Genomic DNA, 13,631 nt, shown 5'->3' with positions numbered 1-13,631 from the left:
TACCATTTGATAATAATTATCATTATCATTATAGATAAGGGGCGAAGTATATCATGTCACGAAGATTCAAAGGATTGGCCATCTTGATGTTGGTGGTCTGTATGATGCTGGCCGCATGTTCCGGTGGAACTACTGAAGAGAACGCTGCAGCTGGAACAGCTGGAGCTACAACTGAAGGAGCAGCGAGTCTAACAGACGAAGCAGAGGATGCTAACAGAACTAAAGTGGTGCAGGATCAGTTTGGGGAAGTAACGATTCCTGCCCATCCTCAAAATTTAATTGTGTTTGATTCGATCTATGCCGAGTATCTGATTGAGATGGGGACTACACCCCAAATGGTTTTGTTAACTCCCGAAGTTGAAGCGGAATACCGCCCTGCTTATTTTAAAGAACATGGTGTTCAGGTTATCGAAGTGGAGCAATACCAATATAACTATGAGCAGTTGCTGGCGTTGTCACCGGATATGATCCTTACAGCGGGCGAAGGCATGGAACAGGGTGTATATGACGAGTTATCCAAAATTGCTCCAACGGTGGCACTGGATGCCAACAGTGAAATGAAGCGTGCCATGCCGAAGTTGGCAGCCCTATTTGATAAGACCGAAGAATCTGTCAAAATACTGGCTGAATTCGACGAGAAAGCCTCACAAGCGAAAGAGAAAATTGCGGCAGCCCTGGGAGACAAGACCGTATTGGTTCTCCGGGTAGAGCACAATCGTTACCGGTTCATGGGTCCCAAAGGAGGAAGCAGCAGTGTTTTCTTCTATGATATCTTGGGTCTGAATAGCCCAGAGGCTATCAAAGACTCTACAGATTGGTTTAGCCAGTTTTCACTGGAATTCTTGCCTGAGATGAATCCGGATTATATTTTCCTGGAAGACAGAACCCTCGTGGGTTATGACACGAAGAAATCCATGGAAGATCTGAAAGCAAGCCAGGTATGGTCGAATCTGGAGGCTGTGAAGAATGATCATGTCTTCCCATTGAAGACAAGCCAATTCGTATCCGGTGTAGGTCCGATCGGTTCTGTAAAACTGATGGACTACGTTGTTGAAAAGTTGGTGCCATAGATGATGACGAAGGAGACACACATGGATATCTATGACATTACAATCATTGGTGGTGGGCCTGCTGGCATGTATGCCTCATTTTACAGTGGCATGAGAGCCATGCGTACCAAGATCATTGAGGCCAAGCAGGAACTGGGCGGATTCATGCGTACTTATCCGGAGAAGCTGATCTGGGATGTGGGCGGGGTTGATCCGATTCGCTGTGAGAAGTTGATTGATTCACTGGAAAGGCAAGCGAGGACATTCGATCCAACGATTGTGTTTGGACAGGAAATAGCCGAGCTTGAACGACGTGAGGATGGTGTATTTGAACTCATTTCCAAGACAGGAGAGCATCATTACACACGTACCATCCTGTTATGTGCGGGCAGAGGCATGACTCAGGTGCAAAAGCTGGATATCGAGGGTGCCAATCGGTATGAACTGACGAATCTTCATTATACGATAACCGATCTGTCCCGTTTTGCCGGGAAGCGAGTTCTGATCTCGGGTGGCGGCGATTCCGCAGTCGACTGGGCGAATGAAATGGGCAAGATCGCAAGTGAAGTTACGGTAGTACACAGGCGCCATGAATTCAGCGGACATGAGTCACCTGTTGCCCAGATGAAAGCTCAATCCAAAGTCATGACACCCTATACCATCTCTCGCTTATACGGTACAGGTGATCAAATCGATCGTGTCGAGTTGGTCCATGTGGAGACCGGTGAGATCATACCTGTCGCGGTGGATGAAGTCGTCGTAAGCCATGGGTATGATCGTGACTTTGGCAACCTCGTGCAATGGGGACTGGCGCGTGAAGACTACGGCGTCTCCGTTGATCAGCGTATGCGTACCAATATTCCAGGCATATTCGGAGCAGGTGATTTCATCACCTATGGAAGTAAAGTCAGGCTAATTGCAGGTGCTTTTAACGATGCGGTGCTTGCGGTCAACAGTGCCAAGATGTATCTGGAACCTGGTGCCTCGGATATGGCAGGTGTATCTTCTCACAATGCCAGATTCTATGAGAAAAACAAAGCTCTCTCCACTACGTAGTTGGGTTAGTACGGATGGAAGTCAATCTGAAGAGCCCGGCACAATTTCGAGATTGCCTCAAAATTGCGTCGGGCTTTTTGCATATCCTTATTGATAATAGCAACATATTTAAGGCAAACAAAAGCGCCACCTGAATCATTCTGGTGGGCGCTGTTTGTTTACTCCTTTTTTGAGCTGGATAAAAAGTCTTGAATCCCAGACTGCCAATCTTGGCGAATGGATAGAAGATTACCTAAGGATGGATTGGTGATCCTCTAAGGAACCTCAGACACGTTATCTACCAAAATTCCCTGATAAACAGATTGAAAACAGCTCTTTTCTCGGATATAGCGTGTCTCAAGTTCTTTAGATTTTCGCAGTGGCTTCAAATCCTGGAATAAGACGCCTCAGATTCGTTAGCACGTAAACATGGCCGCAGGGCTGAGTATCTTGATGCACCAAACTCATTATGCTCGCTCAATGTTTTGATCCAACCGGCGGCTGGCCTGGAGGACGATCCTGAATCTCGCCCAGAGTCTTGCCCGAAGCGTGGCTTTTCATTGGGAGGGGGAAATCTACTTTTACGACGCCTCCATCGCTTACTCTCACTTGAAGGGTGTGTTCTCACACATTCGGGATTCAGTACGCTTGACTGCTCCAGACAGACACGTTAAGTTTCAAAGGCTTTCCAGTGTTCGCATTCTTCGCTGGTTTTCAATAGATTATAGACTCCTCTAGTTCAGCTCCGTCTGTCCACTTGCGAGTCGATCTGCGATCTCTTCAGCTTGTAGAATGGAGGTATAGGGATCAGCGGTGAAATATTTATGGATATCCAGTTTGAAGATATGATTGTTCTGCACCGCAGGCAGGTTATCCCAGACATTAGGCAACAGGGAGTGATCCTTCGTGCCTTCTGTAACCATCATCAGCAGGTAATCACCCACGTACTCTCCAAATACCTCTGCGCTGGCTTCCAAGTTTTCTTTACCTTGGTCCAGAAGATCTGACTTCACCTTGGGTGCTGGAGTCAGTCCGAGCAATTCATAGGCTGCTCTTCCACCACGATTGGCACTGTTGCCGATAATGGCGGGATTTTTCAAGAAGTTGAAATCGGCAACCGTGAAGGTGGCTTCGTCCGGAATCACGCCTTTGATTTTGGCCTGAGCCGCTGCGATCCGTTGTTTAAACGATTCGTTCCACGCGATGGCTTCTGCTTCGCGATTCAGAATCTCGCCCATGGCGGTTACCTCGTCTTCCATGGAATCATACTGATCGGGCACGAATACGACAGTCGGAGCGATTTTGGAATAGGTCTGAAATTTCTCCTGATCCCATGTGATAATCAGATCCGGTTCCAACTCTACCATTTTCTCAAGTGAAACCTCACTATGGTTGCCCAAATCCGCGCTATCCACAAGTTTGTCACGCAGGAACATGCCATAATCCAGCAGGCTGCTCGGCACACCAACAGGTGTTACGCCGACAGCCAGAACATGTCCTATATTCCAGTCGACAACAACCCGCTCCGGGGTGAGGGGGACGGTAACGTCTCCCATCATCGTGGAAAGTGTTCTTGTCTGTGGTACGGTGTTTTCTGTTTCTGTCGCAGCTGGCTCCACTTTCCCGTTCTGGGCACAACCACTCATGAATATGGCCATAATCAGCAAAACAGGCAGGAGCATACGATACCAAGCTTTCGCAAACAACATGAAGAACCCTCTTTCTAATTGATAATGATTTTCATTTAATACAACTCTAGAGGGAAACTTGCGATTGCACAATAACCGATTCGGAAGTGAAAGCATACCCATTTCAGAACTCGGTCGCAGGTTGAGTTGAGAATGATTATCATATATGATGAGGCAAAGCTATGGATGTGGTAACGAGAAATAATAGAAAGGTCCATGACGATGAACATAGAAGAATACGGGGCATTATGGGAGCATATAACCATCCGATTACTGGATATTCAAATCATGACTGTTAACATCAGTGGAGACCCTGATACGTGGACGCTTCCCTCGAATGCTTTTTTATTGGTTACGAATGGCAAGGGGAAGATCTGGCTTGGGCAAGCGATGCATCAGATTAAAGGAGCTTATGTTCTGCACGCCTCCAAAGGAACGCATCTGAATTGTCTTGCTAAGAAGCAGATTGAAATATATATGTTGTCTTATTCGTCACCAAAGCCAGAGAGGGCCAATATGGGAAGTTCCCTAACCAGTTCCGGGTCAGATTCTCTGCAAGTAAGTTATGGATTTGAACCAAGGTATCCAATGCCTTTAATTGAGATTATGCAATGGATATACAGACAGTGGAATGAACTACAGTCAGCAGGCCGGATTCAAACCAAGGCATTATTCTACCAATGGCTCGCCGAGATGCTGAAACAATTGCAAGAGCAGAGGAAGAAACGTACGAAGCTGGACCGGGTAGATCAAGCAGTGCGATATCTGCACCGTCACTACGCGGAACCACTCAAGATGGAACAGGTAGCTGATATGCTGGATTGCAGTCCAAGGTATCTGAACCAGTTGTTTCAGCTTCAATTGAACACAAGTCCCGGTCGTGTGCTGTTACAGATTCGGATGGAACATGCAATGAAACTACTGGTAAGCACGAAAGGGACCTTGCAGGAAATAGCCGAGAGAGTAGGCTATGAGAACGGCTATACACTAAGTCGCTACTTCAAGAAACACTATGGGGGTTCTCCTGAGTATTATAGGAAGCGTCGAGAAAGCAATGTTCCAGATCTAGCCCTGCAAACATTCCAACCACACGCCTCTCTGGAGAGTCATTATCCGGAATGGAGTGAGCGAAAGATACCCATACTTGAAGCTGACCAGACCATGTCAGAACAGGATATTATAGATTTGAACGGAGTCCAAGTGAGGAAGTCCTCGGCGTCCGTGATGCCAAGAGCCAGAGCTCGGATGTTTGCCACAAGCATGGGCGAGATTACGATACCGAACAAGCCTAGCCGTGTTGTTGTGGACTGGAATTTGGGAGAAGTACTGGCATTGGGAGTAACACCTCTCGGAGCGCCGCATTCACTCATTGAAAGCAACCAAATGCTGGAGCCTTATATCTGCGACCAAGTACAGGATATTGGCAATCATAATTTTATCTCCCTTGAAAAGGTGCTTGAACTGGAACCGGATCTCATTATCACGTGGAATCCTGCTGCCTATGCTTCCTATGCCCGGATTGCGCCTACAGTAGTCTATGGAGGGGGTGGATACGGCTCTGTCCCGGAGGGGATCCGTCAGATGGGGCGTATTCTGAACCGACATACAGAAGCTGAAGCATGGATTAAGGAATACATGCGGAGGGTACATACTTTGCAGCAAACGATCACGAGCAAGGTTTCTTCTGAGAAGACATTTACCCTCATCGATCCGAATTGGGGAGAACATATTACCCTTGTGGGAGATACGGGAACACGTGGAGGTAAGGCGGCCTACGGATTACTGAACTTGAAGCCGGCAGGCAAGGTTCGTCAGGAGTTGCTAGAGCCGGGTCTGGAATCTCTGGATATTGCGCGGAGTGCGGTAGGTGGGTATCTGGAGGACTACCTGTTGGTGTTGGATAATGGTCCAAGACATGGTTCTGATGATCCATCTTCAGTCAAACCATGGCAGAAATCGATCGAGACAGAGCACTGCCGGATTATTAACCTTGATTGGAATAGATATTTTCTGTCCGACCCGTTGTCGGCGGTGCTGCAAGCCGAAGAAATGGCAGAGCTGATTATGGCACGTTGAATATGCCACTTACGTAAGAGTATGAACAGATAAACGTTCAATTCAATCAGATATTCCACATATGATACGTTCGGTAATCAACCCACCATATATGTGAATATCTGGTGAATTCCTCGCTGTATAGGTCCATGATGGTATGTTCTCCATTATACTTAATGAAAACGGACGAGGAGATGGACTCCAGATGAAAAAACAAATGTGGATCATTGCAAGTGTTGCAATTGTCATTGTGATCGGAACATACCTGATCGCAAGTAATACGGGCAAGGAAGAGGCAGGTACAGCCAATGCGCCTAACATCAGAAAATTGGTGGAAGAGATCAGCACAGGAAAAGAGACGCCGGAATCAGCCTCCATTAATGCCAAACAGTTAATTGTCACCGATCAAGATAAACATACGACTACATATAATTTGCCTGAAAATGAATTTTTCCTTTCCATTGCACCCTATGTGGATCAGACCCATCCCTGTGCCATTCATAGCTTAACTGGTTGTCAGGGGGAAATGAGCAATAAGGAATTCAGTGTTACCATTCACGATTCCCAAGGCAACACGTTTATGAAAGACGAAGTGATCAAGTCTGGTGCGAACGGATTCATGGACTTTTGGGTGCCAAGAGACAGAACCTATCTGATTCGTATTGTTCAAGATGGAAAGGTTGCAGAAGCGCAATTGTCTACATACGAAAATGATAATACTTGTATCACTACGATGCAGTTGAGTTAACGCCAATAGACAAGCAATAGAAGGGGAAGGATGGCCGTTGAGCAATCCCTTTCCTTTTTTTTATTTTATAAAAGAGTTGGAATAAAGTACTTTTCATTGACAAAAATTCATTCCTACGGCATAATCCAATAGTGATAATGATAATTGTTATCATATAAATACATATAAACAGGGGAGATCAAGATATGAAAAAAGGGTTAAACGGACTGTTGATCATGCTGGCATTTGTGCTGATATTGGCGGGTTGTGGTAAAACCACGACTACAACAGATACAAGTCAAGGTACTAATACGGGCAGTGCTCCCGCTGAAGAGACAGCAGGTCCTGTTACGGTGAAGCATAAACGTGGAGAGCTTAAGTTGGACAAGCCAGCAGAACGTGTCGTTACACTTGAATGGACATATACGGAAGATGTTGTTGCCCTGGGGGTTCAGCCAGTAGGTAATGCAGATAACGCTAACTATAAAGTGTGGGTAACATCCGAAGCAGCACTGGATGACAGTGTAACGGATATCGGTACACGCGGTGAGCCGAACCTGGAAGCTATCGCTGCATTGAAGCCGGATCTGATCATTGCTAACGCAGATAACAATAATGCGGTCTACGATCAGCTTAATGCTATTGCACCAACCATTGAATTCGATCCGTATGATGGCGATGGCTATAATTATGACAAAATGACAGAAATCTTTAATACCATTGCAACAGCTCTCGGTAAAGAAGACAAAGCAAAGCAAGTTCTTAGTGATCTCGATCAGCACTATGTAGAAGCCAAAGAAAAGCTGGCTGCTGCGGGTAAAGAGAATTTCAACTTTGCACTGACACAAGCATTCACGTATCAAAATGCAGTCAGCCTGCGTATGTTTACGGATAATTCGGTTGTTATCGGTACATTGGACAAAATTGGTCTGGTGAATGATTGGAAGCCGGAAAAACTGGAGAACTACGGTTTCTCGACAGTAGGCATTGAGTCGTTGACCGCTGTTAAGGACAGTAACTTCATTTACATCACTCAACCAGACGATGACGTTTTTGGCACAGCCATGAAAGATAACTCGGTTTGGAACGGACTGAACTTCGTGAAGGACAAACGCACTTATCAACTGGATAGCACCACATGGACTTTTGGTGGACCGATCTCCTCCAAAGTATTGGTTGACGGTGTTGTTGAGGCGATTACTAAATGAGTTCGGTTCAAAGATCCAAGCCAACGATGAATTGGCGCACAATAAGCATATATGGGGGCGGTTTAACCGCTCTCATCGTGCTTTTTTTTGTAAGTCTAATTTATGGAGAGGCATCCATTCCTTTGCATGTCGTTTGGGAATCGCTCACAGGCAGACAGGATTCATTAGAGCATAATATGGTCTGGGATTTGCGGATGCCGCGTACGGTGATTGGTATTCTTGCAGGCGGTGCACTGGCTGTAGCAGGCGCTTTGCTTCAGACGATTACACGTAATCCACTGGCTGCTTCGGATACGCTGGGCATTAATGCAGGAGCGTACTTTGTAGTGGTGCTAGGAGCTATCGCTTTTCCGGGTTTGTTAAGTCAGTCTCCTTTTCTTTTCGCAGCTTTTGGTGGTTTACTGGCCGCTTTTGCAGCTTATTTCATGGGCGGCGGACGAACATCAAGTCCGGTTCGACTGGCATTGTCAGGTATGATTGTATCGATGGTGCTTGGTTCATTTACAAGTGCATTACATATATTTTTCTCCATGGAGACACAAGGGTTATTTCTTTGGGGCTCCGGAACACTTGTCCAGAATGACTGGAGTGGTGTGTCTTATGCGTGGCCTTGGGTGATTGGCATAACCCTTCTAGCGTTAATCATGTCCAGACAGTGGGATATGCTGGAGCTGGATGAATCAACGGCTTCTTCTTTGGGACAAAAGGTTGGATTGGCTCGTACGGGTGGTTTAATTCTCGCCGTATTGTTGGCTGCAGTCATTGTCAGTGTGATTGGACCGATTGGCTTCGTGGGATTGGTTGCACCCCATCTGGTACGATTGAGTGGGGTACGTTCCAACCGATTACTGTTACCCGGTGTGTTTATATGGGGAGCAGCGCTTCTGGTTGGGGCAGACGTGCTTGCCAAGATGGTGCATAACTCCAGTATGGAGTTGCCAACAGGTGCTGTTATGGCCATCATTGGTGCACCGTGGCTCATCTGGCTTGTGCTCAAACGAATGAAGGCTGCGAATGGATCAGGCATGTCCACTTCCATGAGCACGGGAGCAACTTCGCGTCGCTTTGCATACGGCCCCGTGGCCGTCTTATTTTCAGTCATTACTGTCGGACTTATCTTACTCAGTACAATGTTTGGCGGGATGCGGATTCCACTGGCTGATCTGTTGCCGAGTCTGTTCCAGTCGGATGGACTGTTCTCCGCCTTGGTTCAGCTTCGGATTCCACGTACCCTTGTTGCCGCAGGTGCGGGTGCAGCACTGGCCATTAGCGGTGTGCTGATTCAAATGGCGGTTCGGAACCCGCTGGCGGATGCTTCAATTGTGGGTGTTTCCTCTGGTGCAGGTCTCGGAGCAATGATGGTTATTATTTTATGGCCGGGTCTTCCAAGTTACTTGCTGCCGATTGCAGCAATCATCGGTGCAGCCATTGCCGCAGTGGTTGTGTTCTCACTTGCCTGGAAGAAAGGGCTAAACCCATCTGCAGTGGTGTTGCTGGGGATTGCGATGTCTGCCATTGCTGGAGCAGGTATTCAAATCCTGATTGTACGAGGTGCGGTATACGGTAGCAGTGGATATATCTGGCTGACAGGCAGTACCTACGCTCGTACCTGGGATCAGGTAAAGGTTATCGGATTATTTTTGGTGATTCTGGTACCGGTGGCTTGGTGGCTGGCACGCAGATTCGAACTGCTGGTATTTGACGATAATAGTGCATCCGGACTTGGTCTGGGTGTACGTCGTACACGATTATTGGCCATGGCGGTTGGTGTTTTACTTGCAGCAGGGGCTGTTGCTTGTGTAGGAACCGTCGGTTTCATCGGTTTGATTGCACCCCATATGGTTCGGTTACTGACAGGAAATAAGTTAAGACGATCCATGTTCCTATCCGCATTAGCGGGTGCAGTCATGTTGGTGCTCGCCGATACTATCGGCAGAACCGTCATGGCACCGACAGAGATTCCATCAGGCATACTCATTGCGATCATTGGAACACCGTACTTCCTGTATCTCATGTATCGTTCTAACTGGCGAAAGTCTGTATAAATGATTGAAACCAAAAGCCTGCTCCCCGAGCAGGCTTTTGGCTATACCTTGGCAACATTTAGCTGCCAGCTTAGAATCCCGTTGAACTGACAACTGAGGTTTATCAATAATGGTTTGTCGGACCCTGGAAGGCACACACAAGTAGCATCCATCCAATGAATGTCTGGTCCCGCACCAAATGACAAAATCCCCTCAGGTCTTCAAGAAGTTGAGATCACGTATCAAACGTGAAGCTCATACTCTCTGTAGACCATGAGGGGATTGATGGTTGAGCACATGTTAACGATGCTCCTGTTAGCTGGATTTCAAAATCCCGCTGTGATTGACGGATTCCACAGCTTGCTGCAGTACTTCAACCTCCTGAACAAGCGCGAATCGAACATAACCTTCGCCTGAAGGACCAAAGGCACTGCCTGGGGTTGCAATGACACCCGCATGTGTGACCAGATCCATGGCAAATTGCTCTGAGCTGTCGTAGTGAGCCGGAATGCGACTCCAGACAAACATGGTTGCTTCCGGTTTGGCAATAGGCCAACCGAGTTGGCTGAAGCCTTCACAGAGGATGTCTCGGCGCTGTTCGTATATCGCTCTGACCCGTTCAACCTCGGATTGATCGCCGGTAATGGCAGCAATTGCTGCTTTTTGGATCGGCAGAAACATCCCGTAATCCATATTGGATTTTAGCTTTTTCAACATGGAAACCATGGTTGTATTACCCACACAGAAGCCGATTCGAGCTCCGGCCAGGCCATAGGTCTTGGATAAGGAATTGAATTCCACACCAACGTCCATGGCGCCAGGGAACGCGAGGAAGCTTCCGCAAGACTTTCCATCAAATACGAGTTCACTGTAAGCATTATCGTGAAGCACGATAATATCATACTTTTTGGCGAAGGCAATCAGGTCCAGATAGAACTGATCCGGTGCCATTGCGGTTGTTGGATTGTTAGGATAGGAGACCAGCATGAATTTCGCACGATGGGCGATATCTTCCGGTATATCCTGAAGTTGAATAACATACCCGTTTTCTTCTTTTTGCGACATATAATACAGTTCAGCACCTGCCAGTAGCGGTCCATCCGCGAAGACGGGATAGCAGGGGTCAGGAACCAGCACCAGATCACCTTCATCTACAATGGAGAGGGATATATGTGCCAGCCCTTCCTGTGAACCGAGCAAGGAACAGATCTGTGATGCCGGGTCCAGCTCGACCTGATAGCGCTGCTTGTACCAATCGCTAGCAGCTTGCAGCAACTCACTCTGATCATTCACTGCATATATATAATTAGCCGGATCAGCTGCGGCCTCGCATAGTGCAGTTATAATATGCTGCGCAGGTGGGATATTTGGCGTGCCCACACTGAGATCAATAACCGGCTGTCCGTTCTCCAGTCTGCGGCGTTTGATCTCCAGTAGCCGTGTGAAAATTCCTTCGTTGAAATGATCCATTCGTCTGGCAAAGTTCATGATGATGATTCAGCCTCCAATCCTCTTCGTACACATATTCATTAATAATAAATGGACAGCGACGAAAAGAGAAGAGCAGGGGAACGCCTGTGGATCATGACTTCACTTTAAACTGGCTCAATTCCTCTTGCAGTTTGCCAGATAGCTGGTTCAACTGTTTCGACAGATCAGCTACCTGTTCAATACTATCCAGCTGCTCCTGCGTGCTGGCGCTTACTTCTTCCGTCGATGCCGAGTTCTCCTCTGTGGTGGAAGAAATAATCTCCAGTGCCTGGAATATCTCATCTTTGTGTTTGTGTACATTGGAGGTGTTGTTGGTAATCTGCATCATACGCTGCTGTAGATCTTTCAGGTCTTGGTTAATGCTGAAGAATACATGCTTGGTATCTTCGACGGATTTGGCATTTTCCTCCGCAATCTTCATACCGCGCATAGTATGTTCAACCGACAGGGTTGTTTTCTCTTCAATCATATTCACTTTTTTGTTAATTTCCTCTGTTGCCTGAGCGGTCTGTTCTGCAAGTTTGCGAACCTCTTCGGCAACAACGGCAAATCCTCTTCCATGTTCGCCAGCACGTGCGGCTTCAATGGAGGCATTCAAGGCGAGCAGGTTCGTCTGAGAGGCAATCTGTTTAACCGTATCTACAAAACTGGATATTTCATTCCGGCTCAGATCAATCTCCTGAATAATAGAGGATACCGCTTGGGTGGACTGATGATTTTCCTCCGACCATTTCGATAATTGCTCCACGACCGCAAGACCTTGGCTGCTTTGATCGGCAGATGTCTGTACGACCGTCCCCATAGCCTGTGTATCGGTGGCAATTTCATCGATTTGGCTGGATAACGAGCCTGTTTTGCGTAAGATATTTTCCGTTTCAATGGACTGATAATTCGTGGCATTGGCAATCTCGTTAATCGCTGTCGATGTGTCATTCATGGTCACAGCCGTTCGTGAGGAGATGGCTTGCAGATCATTCGACGACTGGTTCAGAATTTGCGCTGAGTTGCCGACCATTTGCAGCATACCTTGAATTTTTTGTACCATGGAATTCAAACCTGTGGCGATCTGTCCAATTTCATTATTGGATTTGATATCCAGTATCACGGTGAGGTCACCTTGTTCAATCTGTTTGATCTTGGCCAGCAGTTGTGGTATGGAGCGTAACAGACGGCGAAGGGTAATATAACAGATAATCACAAGCAGAAGAGTGGCTGCAGCAAAACCGCCAAGCGTAATCCACGTGAAAGTTTTTAATTCACCCAGTACTTCTTTCTCTGTTATCGTCAGACCAACGGACCATCCCGTATCCTTGCTGGTAGCGTAGCCGATATAGCGACGCTCCCCATTGTCATTCATAAGCTGTATGCCGTGTTCGCCGGCAAGCATTTTCTTGCCGATCTCCCCCATGTCCCCCGTACTGTCCAGGATGTTCTCCTTCAGCACCTTCTCTTGATCAGGATGGTACAGAATTTCCCCGCTCTTGGACAGCAGCATGGAATAGCCCGTGCTACCAAGCGAATAACTCTCCATGATGGCTGGAATATCCTTAAACGCAATATCCGCTGCAGCGAAGCCGATCATGTTATTGTTGTCGTCTTTGATGGGATAAAAGATTCCCATAAGTACGTCGCCTGCTGCAACGTCAATGTACGGATCGGAGAAATAAAGCCCGTCTGCACCGGTAACAGGCTTGTAGTATGGACGTGACTGGATATCAAAGTCCGGAGCAGAGACGACACCATCATTTTGAATCCAAAAACCTTTTCCATCCAGACCCGCGACCCAAGCATCGGCAAATGAGGGCTCTGCTTTAACAATTTCAGCCAGTGTCGCCTGTGTTTCAGCAGCGTAGGTTGAACTTGCCGCATCTGCTGCAGATGCGGTTGTTTCTATGTATTGCTTAAATAATGTGTTGGTGGACATTTGTTTGACCAGCGCGCCCTTTTCTTTGAATAGCGCATCAAATTCACTAACAATAGCCTGTGTCTTGGTCTGGAGCATGGATTCCTGCTGCTTTACCAGAATGTTTCGTGTGCTTGCGAACATAAAAGTTCCCAGCACGGAAAAGACGACTACGATGATGACGAGCAGCACAATGGACAACGTATTTGCCATACTGGATGTCCGTGCTCCCTTTTTACCCCACTTATTCAACATGTTCGACATATTCCATCTCCCCAGATGAGTAATAAAAAGCTCAAAACGCCTAAGTTATATGTCGGCATATCCTATAGTTTTATGTAGATTTCTGTCGATTAATATTGAAAGCAACAGGAAGGAAAGGGACTAGAAGATGAGGAAAATGAAAGGAAGGGTTGAAAAGAGAATAGGAATGAAAAACCGGGTTCAGTAG

At 47.0% G+C, this 13,631-nt stretch carries 9 protein-coding genes; 6 read left to right on the top strand and 3 right to left on the bottom strand.

Annotated features, from left to right (window positions below; all coding sequences use genetic code 11):
* Positions 1 to 53: 53 nt before the first annotated feature.
* Both MKX40_RS22650 and MKX40_RS22645 read left to right on the top strand, forming a co-directional pair.
* Positions 54 to 1,070, top strand: coding sequence for an ABC transporter substrate-binding protein (locus MKX40_RS22650; RefSeq protein WP_339236416.1), 1,017 nt, complete (start codon positions 54 to 56; stop codon positions 1,068 to 1,070).
* A 3-nt stretch (positions 1,071 to 1,073) separates the two neighbouring features.
* Positions 1,074 to 2,105, top strand: coding sequence for an NAD(P)/FAD-dependent oxidoreductase (locus tag MKX40_RS22645; RefSeq protein WP_339243161.1), 1,032 nt, complete (start codon positions 1,074 to 1,076; stop codon positions 2,103 to 2,105).
* Positions 2,106 to 2,818: 713 nt separating this feature from the next.
* Here the strand turns inward: MKX40_RS22645 and MKX40_RS22640 are convergent.
* Positions 2,819 to 3,793: an ABC transporter substrate-binding protein gene (locus MKX40_RS22640; RefSeq protein ID WP_339236414.1), complete on the bottom strand. Its 975-nt coding sequence runs from the start codon at positions 3,791 to 3,793 to the stop codon at positions 2,819 to 2,821.
* Positions 3,794 to 3,994: 201 nt separating this feature from the next.
* Between MKX40_RS22640 and MKX40_RS22635 the strand changes: the two genes are divergently transcribed.
* From MKX40_RS22635 to MKX40_RS22620, 4 genes are all read left to right on the top strand, one after another.
* Positions 3,995 to 5,848: an AraC family transcriptional regulator gene (locus MKX40_RS22635; protein ID WP_339236411.1), complete on the top strand. Its 1,854-nt coding sequence runs from the start codon at positions 3,995 to 3,997 to the stop codon at positions 5,846 to 5,848.
* A gap of 184 nt (positions 5,849 to 6,032) precedes the next feature.
* A complete protein-coding gene (locus MKX40_RS22630; protein ID WP_339236409.1) occupies positions 6,033 to 6,575 on the top strand; it encodes a CueP family metal-binding protein in 543 nt (180 codons plus the stop codon).
* A 185-nt stretch (positions 6,576 to 6,760) separates the two neighbouring features.
* Complete coding sequence (locus MKX40_RS22625) at positions 6,761 to 7,762, top strand: iron-siderophore ABC transporter substrate-binding protein (RefSeq protein WP_339236407.1); 1,002 nt, start codon at positions 6,761 to 6,763, stop codon at positions 7,760 to 7,762.
* Positions 7,759 to 9,807, top strand: a complete 2,049-nt coding sequence (locus MKX40_RS22620; protein WP_339236405.1) for an iron ABC transporter permease — start codon at positions 7,759 to 7,761, stop codon at positions 9,805 to 9,807. Before MKX40_RS22625 ends, MKX40_RS22620 begins: the two co-directional genes overlap by 4 nt.
* Positions 9,808 to 10,101: 294 nt before the next feature.
* On the opposite strand, the gene MKX40_RS22615 is transcribed toward MKX40_RS22620, so the two are convergent.
* Entirely contained in the window at positions 10,102 to 11,274 is a 1,173-nt protein-coding gene (locus tag MKX40_RS22615) for an aminotransferase class I/II-fold pyridoxal phosphate-dependent enzyme (protein ID WP_339236402.1), read from the bottom strand.
* A gap of 94 nt (positions 11,275 to 11,368) precedes the next feature.
* Positions 11,369 to 13,444 (bottom strand): methyl-accepting chemotaxis protein, encoded by a 2,076-nt coding sequence (locus MKX40_RS22610; RefSeq protein WP_339236399.1) that lies wholly within the window; start codon positions 13,442 to 13,444, stop codon positions 11,369 to 11,371.
* Positions 13,445 to 13,631 lie beyond the last annotated feature (187 nt).

This window comes from Paenibacillus sp. FSL R5-0517 (assembly GCF_037974355.1).
Lineage (GTDB): Bacteria > Bacillota > Bacilli > Paenibacillales > Paenibacillaceae > Paenibacillus.
This window is presented reverse-complemented; position numbering and strand designations above follow the sequence as displayed.